Here is a 15,881-nt window from a genome sequence, read left to right as displayed (position 1 = left end):
GGAGAGCACTGTGCAACAAGATCCGCGGACGCGGGCGGAGTCCGGCGTGCTGGGCCAGGTCGACGCCCAGCAGGTGCCGCGCTACGCCGGGTTCGGCACGTTCGCCCGGCTCCCGCAGCGCCACGAGGTCGCCGACCATGACGTCGCGGTGATCGGCGTGCCGTTCGACAGCGGCGTCACCTACCGGCCCGGGGCGCGCTTCGGACCGGCCGCGATCCGGCAGGCCTCCCGGCTGCTCAAGCCCTACCACCCGGCGCTGGACGTCTCCCCGTTCGCGGCCGCCCAGGTCGTCGACGCCGGCGACATCGCCGCCAACCCGTTCGACATCACCGCCGCCGTCGAGCAGGTCAAGGACGGCATCCTCGGCCTGGTCACCCGGCCGGAGCAGCGGTTCGTGCTGCTCGGCGGCGACCACACCATCGCGCTGCCGGCGCTGCAGGCCGTCAACGAGCTGCACGGCCCGGTCGCGTTGGTGCACTTCGACGCTCACCTGGACACGTGGGACACCTACTTCGGGGCTCCCTGCACCCACGGCACCCCGTTCCGGCGCGCGTCCGAGCAGGGCCTGATCGTCAAGGGGCACTCCGCGCACGTCGGCATCCGCGGCTCGCTCTACGACGCGGCCGATCTGCTAGACGACGCCGAACTCGGGTTCACCGTGGTGCACTGCCGCGACATCGACCGCATCGGCGTGGACGGCGTCATCGAGCGCGTGCTCGAGCGCGTCGGTGACCATCCGGTGTACGTGTCGATCGACATCGACGTGCTGGATCCGGCGTTCGCGCCGGGCACCGGAACCCCCGAGATCGGCGGCATGACCAGCCGTGAGCTGGTCGCGGTGCTGCGGGCGATGCGCGCGCTGAACATCGTCGGCGCCGACGTGGTCGAGGTGGCGCCGCCCTTTGACCACGCCGAGGTGACGGCCGTGGCCGCTGCGAACCTGGCCTACGAGCTGATCACCCTGATGGTCGGCTGATGGAGCGCTTCAGCTGGCCCGAAGACAAGACCGCCGCGGCCGCGTTCACGTTCGACGTGGACGCCGAATCGGCGATCCTGTGGGGCAACGAGAGCGTCGGGGCCCGGATGAGTGTGATGAGCCACCAGGCCTACGGTCCGCTGGTCGGGATCCCACGCATTCTGGATCTGCTTGAGAAACACCAGATCCGGTCGACGTTCTTCGTGCCCGGACACAGCGCCGACCGCTACCCCGAGGCGGTGCGCAGCATCGTCGCGGCGGGGCACGAGATCGCCCATCACGGATATCTGCACGAGCAGCCCACCGCGCTGACCCTCGAGGAGGAGATCGACGCGCTGGACCGCGGACTCGCCGCGCTGGCCGATGTCGCCGGCGTACGGCCGGTGGGGTACCGGGCCCCGATGTGGGATCTGTCCTGGCGCACCCCCGCGCTGCTGGCCGAGCGTGACTTCCTGTACGACTCGAGCCTGATGGACGCCGACCATCCCTACGAGTTGGCGATCACCCCGGACACGCAGGAGTCGCTGGTCGAGATCCCGATCCAGTGGGCGCTCGACGACTGGGAGCAGTACTGCTTCCTGCCCGACATCTCCGGCAGCGGGTTGATCGAGAGCCCACGCAAGGCGCGGGAGCTGTGGCAGCTGGAGTTCGACGCGCTGCGCAAGGTGGGCGGCTGCTGGGTGCTGACCAACCATCCGTTCCTGACCGGCCGGGCGTCGCGGGCCGCCGAACTCGGTGAGCTGATGCGGTACGTGCTCGACCACGACGACGTCTGGGTGGCCTCGCTGCAAGACGTCGCCGAACACGTTCGGACGCTGAGGCTTTCACCACGGTCGATCACGCCGCCCGACATTCCGCGCTGAGCGCCCTCACCCGTCCGCGGAGGCCGGGGCGGGCGAGGGCACACGAAGCAGGCTGCGCAGGGTGCTGGTGACGAACTTGCGCAGCGCCACGTCGCGTTCGGACCGGGCCTCGCCGACGGTTGTTAGCAGGGCGTACACGCCGAGGAGGAAGAACGCCGCGCTGTGATAGGAGTCGACGTCGTCATAGAGTTCGCCGCGGACGCGCAGGCGCTCGATCTCAGCGGCGAGCAGCACGAAAAGCGGATGGTTGGTCCACTGTTCCCGTTCGGGCCGGGTGGGCGAGAAGTACAGACTGATGACGTCGTGAAACAGCGCTGATCCTCAACGGGTTTCGAGTTCCAGGACCAGCTCGACGATCCGTGTCAACACCGCGGGCAGGTCGCGGCGGGTGTCGAGGAACCTGCTCAGCTCGTTCGCCAGGCGCATCTCGTCTCGTCGGATGAGTTCGAGCAGCACATGTTCCTTGGTGGGGAAATGAAAGTAGAAAGTGCTGCGCGCGACCCCCGCCGCCTTCACGATGGCGTTGATGTCGGCCGCGCTGGTGCCGGAACGCTGGAACTCCACAATGGCGGCGTCGAGCAGCCGCGCACGGGTGTTTCGCCGCTGAGCTTCGCGGCGCGTCGCACTCTCTGGCACGCGCCCCATTGTGCAGCACGGCGCCGTTGCTGACCAGTGTCACCGAAAACATGAGATCGCCATTCGGCTGATCAGGCCGTGCAGATGCCCGCGAATACACGATAACTGCGGTTATGCCAGCCGATTCGACTTGATCCCCGTGCCACGAGCCGCCCGGGCCGACCCAGACTCACTGTCATCTGTCAGTGAATGTGCTAGACCTATGGCGACCGGAGCGGCAGCAGATCCAACCAGGCAGGGCAAGCGATGACGACGGCGACGGCGAAGACAACGACGGCGATGAACACCAGGGGCCAGCGCATTCTCTTGTGGACGGTGCCGCCGGCGGCGGCGCTGTTCGTGCTCGCGTTCTTCCTGTTCCCGGTGTTCTCCCCGCCGCTGTCGCCGACGATGACCCCCGAGCAGGTGGCGGCGTTCTTCGCCGAGAACACCACCGGAATTCTGGGCGTCGCGATCCTGTGCAATCTCATCGCGTGCTCGCTGGTCCCGCTTTTCGCGGTGACCGCGGTGCAGATATCCCGGACCGCCACCTCGAGCAGCGTCTTCACCTACGCCTACATCCTGTGCGTCGGCGTCGGACTCACGGCGTTCATCCTCGCCGACTACTGCTGGGGGATGGCCGCGTTCCGGCCCGAGCGCGACCCCCAGCTGATCAGCCTGCTCAACGACATGGCGTGGTTCTTCTTCATCGCCCCGGTCGGCACGATCGTCATGCAGAACCTCTGTCTGGCCGCCAGCATCTACCTCGACGCGCGGCCGGACCCGATCTTCCCCCGGTGGGTGGCGCACTTCAACGTCGCGACCGCGGTCCTGTTGGTTCCCAGCGCGTTCTCCATCCTGCACACCTCGGGTCCGCTCGCGTGGAACGGCGCGGTGTCATTCACCCTGCGGCTCAGCGTCTTCGCGTGCTACATCGTGGTGATGTTCATCGTCCTCGTGGGCGTCGTCAACCGCCAAGGCGACGAGCGGGAGGCCCTGGTATGACCCAGACCGTGCTTCCGGCGCCCGGGCGGCGGGGCTCGTGGCGCACATCCAGGAAGCTGGACCAGTGGATGGCGTTCTGGTCGGTCCCGATCTTCTTCAGCCTGTTCGGGTTGGTCTTCGTGCCGATGAGTTGGATGATGCCGCCGCGATCGCCGAGCAGTTCGCAAGCCGAGATCGTCGAGTTCATTCAGTCCCCCAACCTGCTTGTCGCGTGCGTGATCCTGACGCTGACGTTCGGGCTGGGGCCGGTATCCAATGCGTGCTACCTGATCCAGATCAAGCGGATGTCGGTCAGTCCGGTGCTGCGCTTCACGCTGATGATGGGCGCGATCACCGGAACCATCGTCGGCATGCTGTTCCCGATGTTCTGCTTCGGGCTCGGCGCGTTCCGCCCCGGCTACGCCCCCGCGATCCTGGCGATGCTGTTCGACTTCGGATATCTGGCGTTCATCGGTTCCCTCGGCTGTTTCTGCGTGATGTGGATGGCCTTCGGGCTGGCGATCATCCTCGACCAGAACAACATCCTGCCGAAATGGCTGGGTTACTACACCGTGTGGCAGTACGTCACCGAGTTGATCGCCGCACCGGTCTGAATCGCCAAGTCGGGTCCGTTCGCGTGGAACGGGGTGATGACGTTCTGGTTCGCGATGGCGCTCTACGTGTCGTGGCAGATGATCGTGTACGCGTGCATCTTCCGGGCGATCAAGAATCAGCCCGACGAGGAGCTGGAGAACGCTTGGCTGACCGCGGAATCGGCTACCGCGCAACCTCCGGCCAAGGCCGGCGCATGACCGGGGTTTCCACCCAGCCCACCGCCGGACCCGGCATCACGGCGCGAAAGACTCACCGGGGCGGTCACCTTCCCGGCGAATCCAGCATGTGGTTCTTCGTCATCGGCGACCTGCTGATCTTCGGCGTCTACTTCGTCGTCTACATGTACTACCGCGGCCAGGACCAGGACCTATTCCTGCACAGCCAGGCAAAGCTGAACCTCACCATCGGTGCCGTCAACACCGTCGTGCTGCTGACCAGCTCGCTGTTCGTCGCGCTGGGTACCGCCGCAGCCCGGGCCGGGAAGACCACCGATGCCTACCGGTTGTTCTGGCTGGCGCTGGCCGGCGGTGCGCTCTTTCCGGCGCTCAAGGCGTTCGAGTACATCCCCGAGATCACCGCCGGCCTAACCCCGGGAACGAACCTGTTCTTCATGTTCTACTACGTGATGACGGGGATGCACCTGTGCCATGTGCTGCTCGGCCTGGTGATCCTGGGCTTCGTGATCCGTGATCTGCGCAGTCCGGCGCCCCGAATGTCGCTGGTGGAAACCGGCGCAACGTACTGGCACATGGTCGACCTGCTGTGGCTCGTCCTGTTCGCACTGCTCTACCTGATGAGGTGATCTTGCTGACCGCATATCTGCGCCACCCGCTGACCCTGGTGTGGGCGCTGCTGACGGCGGTGACCGTAGCGTCGTGGCTGACCGCCCGCGACGGCGGTGCGGGAGAACATCTCGACGCGTCGGTGACCGTCGTCGTGCTGCTGATCGCAGCGGTCAAAACCCAGCTGGTGATGTGGCATTTCATGGAAGTACGGCAGGCGCCGCGGTGGCTGAAGGTGACGACGAACGGATGGCTGGTCGTCCTCTTCGGGGTGCTGCTGGGCCTGTACTTCAGCGCTGTCTTGGGATTCGCGAACTCAATCACCGCGCACCTCGTCGGTGATGTCGGCGAGCTGGTTGTCGTCGCGGTGGTCGTTCATGTTGCGGCATTCCCCGTAGATCTCGACCGTGCCGCGGTCGGGGTAGTTCCCGGGGCCGACGAGGACCATCACGCCGCCCTTGTGGACCGCGTCGCCCGCGGGCTGGAAGCCCGGCGGCGGCCCGGGCGCCCAGCCGGGCTGGCCGGCCAGGGTGTCGGCGATCTGCCGGCTGACGCTCTGGCCGGGCGGCGTCTCGAACGCCACGTCGACGCGGCCGTGGAACGGCGGGTCGCCCTGATCGTTACACCACTCCCACTGGAAGCTCGCATACGTGACACGCAGGTTCGCGGCCCGCACAACATCTTTGGCCGCGTTGACGACCTGGGCGCGGGATTCGGCATCGGACGGCGGCGGAGCGGTGGGCCCCCCGGGCTGCGGTGAGTTCGGCTCGGACGGGGACATCGGTGAGCATCCTCCTACAGCTGACGTCGCGGCGGCGAGTATGACGGCCAGCCCCGCGATACGACGACTAGTACCCGTGGTCATTGGTCACCGATCCTCCCGCCCGGTTCCATTCGGGGTCATAGATCACCGGCGTCTCGACGTTCATGTGCGGCAACGGAACCTCACCGAGGATCGGGACGTCGAGCTGCTGCGGTGTCGACACCGTCAGCTCGGTACGCGGCTGCGCCAGCAGGCCGAGTTCGCCGAGACGGTCGGGATTGCCGGTGACGATCTCGGTCATGCTGCGCAGCGACTCGCTACCGACGGCGTAGTAGTACGAATGGTCGGCCGGGTCGATCATGTCCGCACCGGGAACCTCGGCCCGGAACCGCGTCGCACCGAAGTCCTCGAACGCCGGGTCGGCGCCCAGACCGGCCGTCGGACCGACCATGTCGCCCAACGAATCGTTGAGTTCGCCAGGCAGCGTGTTGCCCATCTGACCCAGCCAGCCCACCGGGTCGGTGGACGCGTCCCCGATGTAGACCTGCCCGCCGTCGAGGTCGAAGTCCGCGGCGCTGCGCGCCACGTCGGTGCCGGGGCTGCCGAGCAGGATGGCGTCGTCGGCGCGCATCCCGCTGTTGGCGAACGCGTCGGCGACGGTGGTGGAACCGTAGGAGTGCCCGATCACCGTCACATGCTCGGGAACGCCCGCCTCGTGGGTCACGCTGAGTCCGTTGACATCCCACGCCAGGGCGTCGCCCCCGGCGCGTGCGAGGCCCGTGTTGGCGATGTTGGGGTCGGTGAAGCTCTCCGGGGTGTCGTAGCCCATCCAGGAGATCACCGCCGTCGGGTCACCAGGATCGGCCTTGAGTGACTGGCCGTACAGATTGATCGCGTCGTTGTGCCCGACGGACAGCCAGCCGTCGCGGACGCTGGCGCTGGTGCCGGGCACAATGACCGCGGTGTTCGACGCCTTGTCCGGATTGGCGATCGAGACCGCCGCGCGGCCTTGCCGTCGAAGGCCTGCGGGTCGTAGGCCCACAGCATGGTCGGCCGCCAGTTCCTGTCGTGCCGCTCCTGTGCGCCGATCTCGCTGTAGCGCCGGGACTCTCCGTCGGGCGCGCCGAGCTGATGCAGCAGTCCTTCCTGGGTCCGCTTCGCGTTCTGGTAGCGCGTGACATCGCTGTCGGTCAGCCCGTAGCGGCCCGGATTGCCCACCACCTCGTCGGCTGGGACGTGGTTGCGGGACGCCACGTTCTCCACCCGGTCGAGGTCGTCGTCCATCACCGCGACGTTGACCTGGTCGCGCACCTCGGCGGGAATCCCGTTGAGATTGCCCAGGATCGGCGGATGCTGGTCGATGAGCCCACGGCGCTGATCGTCGGTCAGCGCATTCCACCAGGTCGTCACGTCGGCAGGATCGGTGTCCGTCGAGGGGATCTGGATGCTCTGCCCGCCCACCGCCACGGGCGGACTCGGGATGTCTACTCCCGCGGCCTGATCGATCGCCGACGCGGTGTTCTCGTCCAGGTCGGTTAACAGCTGCAGCATCTTCTTCAGAAACGCAGTGAACTTGTCGGCCAGGCTGTCCAGAAAGCGCCCGACCAGCCACTGCTGCGGGGTGACCGTCCCATCGTCGGCGACGGCGAACCCGAATCGGTCCAGCGTCGACACCAGGTCCAGCAGAGCGTCCCGCAACGCGGCCATCTGCACGCCGCCGTTGCGCAGCGCGGACTCGAGGTTGCGCAGCCGCCGGGCGATCCGGTCCTGCTGGGCGAGGTCCGTGACCCCCTGCGCGACCGCGCCGGTGGCGGCCTGCCCGGTCCAGTGCTCCTGCAGGTGGGCCAGCATTTCTCGTTCGCCGGTCAGGATCGTCTCGAGTTCGCTGCGCCGGCGACCCAGCGCGTCGGCGGCGTCGACCAGCCGGTCGGGATCCGAGTCCCGCACCGTCGACACTGACACCGACATGGCCCTCCTGTTCCGGTCGCAACGATCGCTCCACATCCAGAGCCGGAGCCTGCGGAGTTAATGTGGGCGGGTGGGCACTCAGGTGATTCCGGGCGGCGTGGTGCACGAACTTCCCGATGATCTGCGCACCGCGCTGACCGGGAGCGCGACGGCGCTGGCGGCGTGGCAGGACATCACCCCGCTGGCGCGCAACGAGTTCATCTGCTGGGTCGAGGACGCCAAGCAGCAGAAGACCCGTGAGCGGCGGATCCGCCGCACTCAGGAGGAACTTGAGGAGGGCATGCGCCGGCCGTGCTGCTGGCCGGGCTGCAAGCACCGCGAGCGCAATGGCAAGGCCTAGCGGCTGCGCCTGCTTTCCCGCCGGTTGGCCTTCTTGATCTCGTCGACGAGTTCGTCCTTGGTCATCTTCGACCGGCCGGGGATGTCGAGGCGACGGGCAAGATCGACGAGGTGCTTCTTGCTCGCGTTGGCGTCGACGCCCTCGGCGGTGTCGCCCTTGGCCTGCGGGCCTCCGCTCTCGGCCCGCTCGTCGGACGGGCCGCGCCGGCCCTTCCTCTCCCAGTGGTCGCCCACCTTCTCGTAACTGTGCTTGAGGGCGCTGTAGGCGACGCGGTGCGCCCGTTCACCCTCGCCGTATTCCTCGGCGGCAGCGTCGTGCGCCTTGGCGAACGTGCGCTGGGCTTTGTCCTCGGAACGCCGCAGAGTGCTCGGCAGTTCACTTTCCTTGGCCTTGCCGTAGCCGGCCCCGCACAGGGCGTCGGCCTCCGCGCCCATCAGGGTGTGGATGAACGTGGCCAGCAGCTCGCAAGACGTCAGGGTGGCAGGTGGTGAGTCGTTCGGCGAGCACAGCAGGCAGGTCGATGTTGTGGGCACTGGTCATCGCGTTGATTCCCAAGCTCCGAGTGACTTTGGTCGGTCTCTCGAAGAATCACGCGATGACCTTCAATCGCTCGGCTGCGACACGCCGGTACCCCTGATCAGGTCCGACTCGTACACCACTCTGCTGGACGCAAACCAGCAGCCTTGGGTTGATCCGTCACCGGTCGCAATCGGCGGTCTCAGCTCCGGCGGTGGACTGGCTGCGGCGCCGCCGATACATGGGCGGCCCCCCAGCGGCCAACGCCCGCCGCACCGTATTGCGGCCCACGTCCATCACCCGGGCATGGTTCTGCAAGCCGTTGCACCGCAGGTTAATTCGCCACATACCAGCCTCCAAGACGCATCCACTTCACCCGTCGCGGACATCAGATCACCCTGGCATTCCGACACCGCCCGGGACTCGACCTACACCGCGGTAAGGTTCACAGCGTGCGGCTTTGCTTGACTCCGTCTTGAGAGGCGACAAGCCAACGCCTGGAACGAGAGGTAGCAGTGGACGATTACGAAGAGATCAGGCGCGTAATTGCTTTGCACGCTCAGCTGCTCGACGAACGTCGATGGGCCGACCTTGCGGCGTTGTTCTGTGATGACGGTGTGCTGCCATGGGCGGGACAGACGTTTCGCGGGCGAAAGGCGATCATGGAAGGGTTGCCTGCAACGCAACCCTCCACTCCCCACAGGATCAAACATTTCGTCTACGCGCCGGTAATCGACATCTACGAGAACGAGGCTAGAGCCTGGAGCGACGTGATTGTGTCACTGATACCGGAGGACGGGCCGGCAGAGATGTCGTTTGTGGGGCGATATCACGATCACCTGCGCCGAGAGGACGGCCGCTGGCGTCTGTCGAAGCACATCACTGTGAAAACCGGAGATGTACTGCCTGACGGTGAACGACTGCCCTCGAGGCTATCTGATTAACCGCGGACCCGACCTTGGCATTGGTTAGTTGCCGGTCGGGGTGATCGGGCCGTTATTGGTGATTGCGAACGCGTGGAGCGCAGGCTTCCCCTCATGCCCATCGGTGCCCTACCTCGCCCCTGTCGGATCCAGTGCTCGGTGAAGAGAGAGGCATTTTTTCGCGGCCTGGTCGGGTCGCCACGTCGGTCCGGAGTTGGCGTTTTTGACCCGTGCCCGCGAGACGCCCTCACTCGCCGATGCCATCCCAGCGGGCATTCGTCGCGGATGCGGGAGTTCAATGATTCGACGTAGCTGTTGCGCCACGGGTGGCGGGGCGGGATGAAGTGCAGGTCAACCTGGCCGGCATGCATGTTGCTGACACGGCGCTCCCGATGACGGCCCGCCGTGATTCGCGCAGCAGCAATCAACGAACCGCAAAGCCGGCATCAAGGGGCCACGCCGTTCCGGTGATGAACTTGGCTTCATCCGAGACCAGGAAGGCCACCGCGTTCGCCACGTCTTCGGGCGCCAGCACCGGAATCGGCAAGACGTTCTGCATGGCCTCCATCGCGACGTCCCCGGACTCCAGCAGTTTGCCCATCGCTTCGTTCATGACCATGCCGGTCGCCACTCCGGTGGGATGGATGGTGTTCACGCGAATGGAATGCTTGCCCAGATCGTTGGCCCACACCTGCATCAGGCCGACGAGTCCTCGCTTGGCAGCCGAGTAGGCCTGACCGCCGGTCCGGTCGGTGCCGGTGGCCTTGAGGCCGGCACTGGAGCTGGTGATGACGATCGATCCGCCACGTCCACCGTCGATCAGGGTGGGGATCGCGGCGTGCACGGTGTTCCACACCCCGATCAGGTTGACGTCGACGATGTCGCGGAACACCTGCCGGTCGTCACCCCCGCTGCCGAGCCGGATGATGCCGGCGTTGGCGATCACGATGTCCAGGCGCCCGAATTCGGCGAGGCCGTCGGACAATGCCGCCTCCACGGCGTCGCCGTCGCGGACATCGGCCTGGCGTGCCACGATGCGTCGGCCCGTATGCTCGACCAGCTTGACCGTCTCGTCCAAATCGGAAGGGGTGGCGTTGGGGTAGTCCATCGACGCGATGTCAGCGCAGATGTCCAGGGCGATGATGTCGGCGCCGTCGGCGGCCAACCGCACCGCATGCGCGCGTCCTTGCCCGCGCGCGGCGCCGGTGATGAAGGCAACCCGACCGTCCAAAACTCCCATGTCCCTCAACCCTTTTCGCTGTTGTATTGCGCGCTCTCGCCCGCCGGGAGTGAGACCCGCGGCGGGCACCGACGTGCCACCGGGGACCTCCACCAACTCATAGACATCTGCCGTCGGCCCCACGCGGCGGGATACCGACACTATGGCAGCCGAGTGTCAACTGTCAAGAGCGCGACTCGATGATTTCGCCCCGAACCAGTCAGGCACTGCACTGAACGATACGACGGCGATTGGGACTGGCCGTAGGAGTCGTTGTGCTGTCGGCAAATAGACGATTAGCAGTTCAGTGCAGTCATGGCGACCAACTCCCTACTGTTGTACATCGACGGTGAGCGAACGGCCACGGCAGGCATCCATCGTGTGGTCAACAGGACGTGGTGACAGTTGCCTGTCATACATGTGGGGGAGCCGGGGTAGCGCAAGGCTGGCGACAGGACCAGAACTTGCCGGATGAAGTCCCTCGACGGTGTGATCATGAGAGCCGTTCCCCTACGTCCGTCACCCGCGACGCTTTCCCCGGACACTATGACAGTCTGGTGTCACACGATTCGAACCGCGGTAGCCATCCTCGCGCCCTACCCTCTCCGACATCGGCGCTGGAATTCTCCTGCCGTGCGGTCGGATTTCGGACTCGGAAGTCGCGGCATGCTGTTGCCGAAACGCTGCGGTGCGAGCTGTCGCGCTGTGGTGGCTCCGGGTGCCGAATATGGCTGTCCAACAACATTATTAATCATCACAGCAATTGCTGGGGTGAGTGCGCGCACGGCCTCGCCAGCCGCGTCCGAGATGTCCATTCGCGATTGGCATGCCCCCGTGAATTCCCGGTCAACATGGCAGATGCACCTCGAGCAGGCCCGATCGAAGGGCCAGTGCTTGGCAGGACATTGACTATGACAGTCGTCTGTCATAGTCTCGCATCACTCGAATCCTTTCCCCGAAAGGCGTGTCCGTGGCGGAGAACCTGTTCCTCGTGTTGAGCAACCCCATCGAAGGTCAAGACGACGCCTTCAATTCGTGGTACGACTCCACGCACGTGCCTGAGGTGCTCGAGGTTCCCGGTGTCGTAGCGGCGCAGCGCTACGACCTGTCCGAGATCACGGTGCCCGACGACGAGGACCTCCCCGCACAGCTGCCGCCACCGACGCACCGCTACCTGGTGATCTACGAACTCGATCGTGAGCCCGAGGCCGTGATGGGAGAGTTCCTCAAGCGGGTCATGGCGGGAACGTTGACGCTGGGTGAGACCTTGGACCTGAGCACCGTGTCGTTGACCGGCTGGACCCCCCGCGGCGAACGCCGGGTGGCGACGTGACGGCCGGGACCCGTGCAACGCGACACGCTTGATGGCGGCATCGCTCGGACCCACGCCCATGACCTTTCCCGTTCGACCCGATGAGTGAGGCCGCATCATGCCCTTGGCGTTAACCGAAGACCACAGTGAGCTCGCCGACGTCGCCAAATCACTGGTGACCGGTCGCGGGGGAACCGCAGCGGCCCGCCGCATCCTGCTCGACCCGGACGACGACGGCCGCTGGTGGCAGAACGACGCCTTGTGGAAGGAGATCGTTTCCACCGGTTGGCTGGGTTTGCACATCGACGAACGCTACGACGGCCAGGGCTATGGACTTCCCGAGCTGACCATCGTGCTCGAACAACTCGGCCGCGCCGCGATCGCGGGGCCGTTCCTGCCGACCGTGGCCGCCTCTGCAGTCATCGCCGAGGTGGGCACCGAGGACCAACGGCAACGCTGGCTCCCGAAGCTGGTGTCGGGCGACGTGGTGGCCGCGATCGGCACGACGAGTAATGCCACGATGAGCGGAGCGGCGGTCGTTGCCGACGCCGTGGCGACCCTAGGGGAGCGGCGCGCCGACATCTTCCTCATCCCGGTCGGGGGGGATCTGGTGCTCATTGAGGCCGGCGACGCGGTGAGCACGACGCGCAGCGACTCCGTCGATCAGGTGATGCGTCCGATTACCGTCGTCACATTGACCGAAGCGCCGGTGGCGGAACGTTTCCCGGGAGCGGCCCGCGGGGCCGTCCAGACGATGCGCCTGCTGGCCGCCGCCGAAGCCACCGGAGGGCTGGCCGCGTGCACCGAGATGGCCAGCATCTATGCGGCCACCCGTGAACAGTTCGGGCGACCGATCGGGTCCTTCCAGGCGATCAAGCATCATTGCGCCAACATGTTGGTGGACACCGAGCTCGCCGTGTCCGCCACCTGGGATGCGGCCCGAGCCCCGGCGTCGGAGGCCGAGTTGGCGGTGACGATGGCGGCGGGCCACGTGTTGCCTGCGTACCAACGTGTCGCATTGAAGAACATCCAGATCCACGGCGGTATCGGGTACACCTGGGAACACGACGCCCACCTCTATGTCCGGCGCGCTACGGTGCTGCTGGCGTTCGCCGGCGGCGAGGACGCGCTCCGCGAAGATGTCGCAGCCCTTCAGATCGGTGGTGCACGCCAAGGCACATCGCTGGGCCTACCACCGGAAGCCGAACAGTACCGGCAGGCGGTCCAGGACTTCCGGGCGGAGCTGGCCAATACCGAGCCCGCCGAGCAGCAGAAGCTGTGGGCTCGCACCGGCTATCTCGTGCCGCACTGGCCGAAACCGTACGGCCGCGCTGCCGGATCCGTCGAGCAGCTGATCATCGAGCAGGAGCTCGACGGCGTGGAGCGCCCCAGCCTGGGACTCGGCGAGTGGATGGTGCCGACGGTGCTTCAGCACGGCAGCCCCGAACAGATCGACCGGTTCATGTGGCCCAGCTTGGAGGGCGAGGTGCGATGGTGCCAGCTGTTCAGTGAACCGGGTGCCGGCTCCGACGCGGCTGCGGTGTCGACGAGAGCCGTCCCCACCGAAGGCGGCTGGATCCTCACCGGTCAGAAAGTGTGGACCAGCGACGCGGTGAACTGCCAGCTCGGGTTGGCCACGGTGCGTACCGACACGAATGTGCCCAAGCACAAAGGCATTACGGCGATGATCATCGATATGTCGGCACCGGGTGTCGAGATCCGGCCGTTGCGGGAGATCACCGGGGAAGCCTTGTTCAACGAGGTGTTCTTCAACGAGGTGTTCGTCGCTGATGATCGCGTGGTCGGCGAGGTCAACAACGGCTGGCGGGTGGCGATGGCAGCGCTTGGCAACGAGCGGGTGTCGATCGGTGGCGGTTCGGTGACCATGGTCGCTGAGGACCTGCTCGATCTGCTGGCTCGTCACCGCCGCGATGATCATCGTCTGGCCGGCGAGGTCGGCGCGCTGCTCATTGAGTCGTACGCCCTGGCGACGGTGAACCTGCGCCAAGCCGCCCGCGCGGTGTTCGAATCCGGACCCGGTATCGAAGGCAACATCGCCAAGCTGTTCGGCGCCGAGCACGCCCAGCGCGTCGCCGAACTGGCACTGCGCATTGCCGGGCCTGCCTTGTTGACCGGACCAGACGGCAACCCGGCCGCCGACGGCGATCCACTGGGCCGGCAGGCCGCCGGAACGGTGGTGCACGACTATCTGTTCAGTCGCTGCCTGACCATCGCTGGCGGCACCTCCGAGGTTGTCAGAAATCTGATCGCCGAACGAATCCTGGGCCTGCCCAGGGACCCAGCCCCCGCGCCGACCACTACCTAACCAAGATGACTGGAGAGATGAAATGACCTGTGCCGTCATCGGAATCGGCCGCACCACCTACTCGAAGAAGTCCGGCCGCACCACCCGCGGCATGGCCGTCGCCGCCTGCCGGGATGCCATCGAAGACGCCGGGCTGACACCGGCCGACATCGACGGAATCTGTACGTTCTCTGCAGGAGACTCCGAGCAGCCGATCTTTGTGGGGTGGGCGCTCGGAATCGACGAGTTGGCATGGGCCAACTCGATGTACGGCGGTGGGAACCTGGTCGCCGACCAGATCGCCACTGCCGCAGCGGTGATCGAAGCCGGGATGTGCAAGGCGGTACTGGTATATCGCTCGCTCAACGGCCGGTCCGGTTACCGGTTCGGTCATGTCGAGGGTCCGATGCAGGTGCCGCATCACGACCAGTTCGACACCGCATCCGGTTATATGGTGCCGCCGCAGTGGTTCGCCATGTGGGCCCGCCGCCATCAGCACGAGTACGGCTCCACCTGTGAGGATCTCGGTCACATCGCGATCACTCAGCGCAAGCATGCTGGCCCCAATGAGCATGCGCTGCGTCGTGAGCCGCTGTCGATGGACGACTACTTGGCCGCGCGTTGGATCAACGAGCCGTTCCGGGTGCTGGACTGCACGTCCGAGGTCGACGGGGCGGTGGCTATCCTGATCACCGGCGAGGACATCGCGCGCAACGCCAAGCAGGATCCCATGTGGCTGCTCGGATCGTCGAACTCCCAGGGCGGGGCGGGGTGGACGGAGTGGGATGACCCAACCGAGATGTATTCGCGCACGGCGGGTCCAAAAATCTGGGAGAAGACGGGTCTGACGCCGGCCGACATGGATCTGGCCTGCATGTACGACTGCTTCACCTACACGGTGATGGCCACCATGGAAGGCTTCGGTTTCTGCGAGAAGGGCGAGGTGGGCAAGTTCTTCTCCACCGGCCGCGCGACGTACGGCGGCGACGTGGTGGTGAACCCACACGGCGGCCTGTTATCCGAGGGCTACATCCACGGCCTCAACCACCACTACGAAGCCGCCTTGCAGCTGCGCCACGCCGCCGGCGTACGCCAGGTCGACGACGCGCAGCTCGCTCTCGTCACTGCCGGCGGCGGTCCTTTCGGCGGTGCCAACGTCTACAGCAGGGAGAAGCCATGACATCACCAGCCGCGGCATCGCCATCGGCCACCAATCCGCAACTGATGCCGCCGATCCCGGTTCCGGACCCCGACTCGGCACCGTATTGGGAGGGTCTCAAGCAGGGCAAGTTGATGCTGTGTCGCTGCGACGACACTGGCAAGTGGATTCATCCCCCGTTGGAACGCAGCCGGTATACAGGCGGCCCGGTGCACTTCGAAGAAGTCAGCGGCCGGGGCACCATCTTCAGCTACATCGTGATACGCCAGGCGCTGGTGCCGGGCCGCATACCGCCCTACGTCGTCGGCCTCATCGAACTCGACGAACAGCCAGGCCTGCGTATCAACGCGGTTATCGACGCCGACCCGGCCGACGTCCGCATCGGCCAACCAGTGCAGGCCTGCATTGCGGACCTCGGCGAGAGTGGTTACCGCATACCCGAATTCACCATCCGGCACGAGAACGACGCGACCTAGCCAGCATGACCGGCATGTGGCCTCCACGGTAGGCGCTTCGACGATTCGTCGGCGGTAGCGAAGCC

General features: G+C 66.1%; 15 protein-coding genes and 5 pseudogenes. 12 read left to right on the top strand and 8 right to left on the bottom strand.

Going from position 1 to position 15,881, the window contains the following annotated elements; genetic code table 11:
• The first annotated feature begins 10 nt into the window (after positions 1-10).
• Positions 11-976: an agmatinase gene (gene speB, locus BHQ18_RS05135; RefSeq protein ID WP_069412501.1), complete on the top strand. Its 966-nt coding sequence runs from the start codon at positions 11-13 to the stop codon at positions 974-976.
• Complete coding sequence (locus tag BHQ18_RS05130) at positions 976-1,839, top strand: polysaccharide deacetylase family protein (RefSeq protein ID WP_069412500.1); 864 nt, start codon at positions 976-978, stop codon at positions 1,837-1,839. The genes speB and BHQ18_RS05130 overlap by 1 nt, the downstream gene beginning before the upstream one ends.
• Positions 1,840-1,845: 6 nt before the next feature.
• Here BHQ18_RS05130 and BHQ18_RS05125 read toward each other — a convergent pair.
• Positions 1,846-2,484 (bottom strand): annotated as a pseudogene (locus tag BHQ18_RS05125) (TetR/AcrR family transcriptional regulator).
• 237 nt (positions 2,485-2,721) lie between these two features.
• Here BHQ18_RS05125 and BHQ18_RS05120 point away from each other — a divergent pair.
• The 4 genes and pseudogenes from BHQ18_RS05120 to BHQ18_RS05105 all read left to right on the top strand — a co-directional run.
• Positions 2,722-3,459, top strand: a complete 738-nt coding sequence (locus BHQ18_RS05120) for a hypothetical protein (RefSeq protein WP_069412499.1) — start codon at positions 2,722-2,724, stop codon at positions 3,457-3,459.
• Positions 3,456-4,250 (top strand): annotated as a pseudogene (locus tag BHQ18_RS05115) (hypothetical protein). The gene BHQ18_RS05120 and the pseudogene BHQ18_RS05115 overlap by 4 nt, the downstream one beginning before the upstream one ends.
• Positions 4,247-4,855, top strand: a complete 609-nt coding sequence (locus BHQ18_RS05110; protein WP_084293888.1) for a cytochrome c oxidase subunit 3 — start codon at positions 4,247-4,249, stop codon at positions 4,853-4,855. The pseudogene BHQ18_RS05115 and the gene BHQ18_RS05110 overlap by 4 nt, the downstream one beginning before the upstream one ends.
• A pseudogene (locus BHQ18_RS05105) lies at positions 4,816-5,097 on the top strand (cytochrome C oxidase subunit IV family protein); the annotation flags it as partial. The gene BHQ18_RS05110 and the pseudogene BHQ18_RS05105, both read left to right, overlap by 40 nt.
• Positions 5,098-5,151: 54 nt before the next feature.
• Here the strand turns inward: BHQ18_RS05105 and BHQ18_RS28965 are convergent.
• The 3 genes from BHQ18_RS28965 to BHQ18_RS30835 all read right to left on the bottom strand — a co-directional run bounded on the left by BHQ18_RS28965 (position 5,152) and on the right by BHQ18_RS30835 (position 7,566).
• Positions 5,152-5,616 (bottom strand): lipoprotein LppJ family protein, encoded by a 465-nt coding sequence (locus BHQ18_RS28965; protein ID WP_084293907.1) that lies wholly within the window; start codon positions 5,614-5,616, stop codon positions 5,152-5,154.
• A 67-nt stretch (positions 5,617-5,683) separates the two neighbouring features.
• Positions 5,684-6,553: an alpha/beta hydrolase gene (locus BHQ18_RS30840; protein ID WP_308204586.1), complete on the bottom strand. Its 870-nt coding sequence runs from the start codon at positions 6,551-6,553 to the stop codon at positions 5,684-5,686.
• Positions 6,436-7,566 (bottom strand): WXG100 family type VII secretion target, encoded by a 1,131-nt coding sequence (locus tag BHQ18_RS30835; RefSeq protein WP_308204575.1) that lies wholly within the window; start codon positions 7,564-7,566, stop codon positions 6,436-6,438. Before BHQ18_RS30835 ends, BHQ18_RS30840 begins: the two co-directional genes overlap by 118 nt.
• A gap of 70 nt (positions 7,567-7,636) precedes the next feature.
• Here BHQ18_RS30835 and BHQ18_RS05095 point away from each other — a divergent pair, with 70 nt between their 5' ends.
• Positions 7,637-7,906 carry a YdeI/OmpD-associated family protein gene (locus tag BHQ18_RS05095; protein WP_069412498.1) on the top strand — a complete coding sequence of 90 codons (270 nt, stop codon included), beginning with the start codon at positions 7,637-7,639 and terminating at the stop codon, positions 7,904-7,906.
• Here the strand turns inward: BHQ18_RS05095 and BHQ18_RS05090 are convergent.
• A complete protein-coding gene (locus BHQ18_RS05090; RefSeq protein ID WP_234794088.1) occupies positions 7,903-8,268 on the bottom strand; it encodes a ChaB family protein in 366 nt (121 codons plus the stop codon). The two genes, BHQ18_RS05095 and BHQ18_RS05090, sit on opposite strands and share 4 nt — an antisense overlap.
• Before the next feature lie 29 nt (positions 8,269-8,297).
• Positions 8,298-8,446: pseudogene (locus tag BHQ18_RS30420) on the bottom strand (IS256 family transposase); the annotation flags it as partial.
• Positions 8,447-8,937: 491 nt separating this feature from the next.
• On the opposite strand from BHQ18_RS30420, the gene BHQ18_RS05085 reads away from it, so the two are divergent.
• On the top strand, positions 8,938-9,366 hold the full coding sequence (locus BHQ18_RS05085; RefSeq protein ID WP_234794073.1) for a nuclear transport factor 2 family protein: 429 nt from the start codon (positions 8,938-8,940) through the stop codon (positions 9,364-9,366).
• Between the two features lie 251 nt (positions 9,367-9,617).
• On the opposite strand, the pseudogene BHQ18_RS30415 reads toward BHQ18_RS05085, so the two are convergent.
• Together BHQ18_RS30415 and BHQ18_RS05080 are read right to left on the bottom strand one after the other, a co-directional pair.
• Positions 9,618-9,707, bottom strand: a pseudogene (locus BHQ18_RS30415) (integrase core domain-containing protein); the annotation flags it as partial.
• 62 nt (positions 9,708-9,769) lie between these two features.
• Complete coding sequence (locus BHQ18_RS05080; RefSeq protein WP_069412496.1) at positions 9,770-10,585, bottom strand: mycofactocin-coupled SDR family oxidoreductase; 816 nt, start codon at positions 10,583-10,585, stop codon at positions 9,770-9,772.
• Between the two features lie 949 nt (positions 10,586-11,534).
• On the opposite strand from BHQ18_RS05080, the gene BHQ18_RS05075 reads away from it, so the two are divergent.
• The 4 genes from BHQ18_RS05075 (at position 11,535) to BHQ18_RS05060 (ending at position 15,816) form a co-directional block, all read left to right on the top strand.
• Positions 11,535-11,897 (top strand): DUF4286 family protein, encoded by a 363-nt coding sequence (locus tag BHQ18_RS05075; protein WP_069412705.1) that lies wholly within the window; start codon positions 11,535-11,537, stop codon positions 11,895-11,897.
• 97 nt (positions 11,898-11,994) lie between these two features.
• Positions 11,995-14,202: an acyl-CoA dehydrogenase family protein gene (locus BHQ18_RS05070; protein WP_069412495.1), complete on the top strand. Its 2,208-nt coding sequence runs from the start codon at positions 11,995-11,997 to the stop codon at positions 14,200-14,202.
• A gap of 22 nt (positions 14,203-14,224) precedes the next feature.
• Positions 14,225-15,361 (top strand): thiolase C-terminal domain-containing protein, encoded by a 1,137-nt coding sequence (locus tag BHQ18_RS05065; RefSeq protein WP_069412494.1) that lies wholly within the window; start codon positions 14,225-14,227, stop codon positions 15,359-15,361.
• Positions 15,358-15,816, top strand: coding sequence for a Zn-ribbon domain-containing OB-fold protein (locus tag BHQ18_RS05060; protein WP_084293887.1), 459 nt, complete (start codon positions 15,358-15,360; stop codon positions 15,814-15,816). The genes BHQ18_RS05065 and BHQ18_RS05060 overlap by 4 nt, the downstream gene beginning before the upstream one ends.
• Positions 15,817-15,881: the final 65 nt, after the last annotated feature.

Origin of the sequence: Mycolicibacterium flavescens, assembly GCF_001722335.1 — a bacterium.
Lineage (GTDB): Bacteria > Actinomycetota > Actinomycetes > Mycobacteriales > Mycobacteriaceae > Mycobacterium > Mycobacterium flavescens.
This window is presented reverse-complemented; position numbering and strand designations above follow the sequence as displayed.

Bases quoted from the DNA above. Each gene is read 5' to 3' on its own strand.
- BHQ18_RS05065 (WP_069412494.1), top strand. From the start codon at position 14,225: ATGACCTGTGCCGTCATCGGAATCGGCCGCACCACCTACTCGAAGAAG.
- BHQ18_RS05110 (WP_084293888.1), top strand. From the start codon at position 4,247: ATGACCGGGGTTTCCACCCAGCCCACCGCCGGACCCGGCATCACGGCG.
- BHQ18_RS05070 (WP_069412495.1), top strand. From the start codon at position 11,995: ATGCCCTTGGCGTTAACCGAAGACCACAGTGAGCTCGCCGACGTCGCC.
- BHQ18_RS05120 (WP_069412499.1), top strand. From the start codon at position 2,722: ATGACGACGGCGACGGCGAAGACAACGACGGCGATGAACACCAGGGGC.
- BHQ18_RS05080 (WP_069412496.1), bottom strand. From the start codon at position 10,585: ATGGGAGTTTTGGACGGTCGGGTTGCCTTCATCACCGGCGCCGCGCGC.
- BHQ18_RS30835 (WP_308204575.1), bottom strand. From the start codon at position 7,566: ATGTCGGTGTCAGTGTCGACGGTGCGGGACTCGGATCCCGACCGGCTG.
- BHQ18_RS28965 (WP_084293907.1), bottom strand. From the start codon at position 5,616: ATGTCCCCGTCCGAGCCGAACTCACCGCAGCCCGGGGGGCCCACCGCT.
- BHQ18_RS05130 (WP_069412500.1), top strand. From the start codon at position 976: ATGGAGCGCTTCAGCTGGCCCGAAGACAAGACCGCCGCGGCCGCGTTC.
- BHQ18_RS05060 (WP_084293887.1), top strand. From the start codon at position 15,358: ATGACATCACCAGCCGCGGCATCGCCATCGGCCACCAATCCGCAACTG.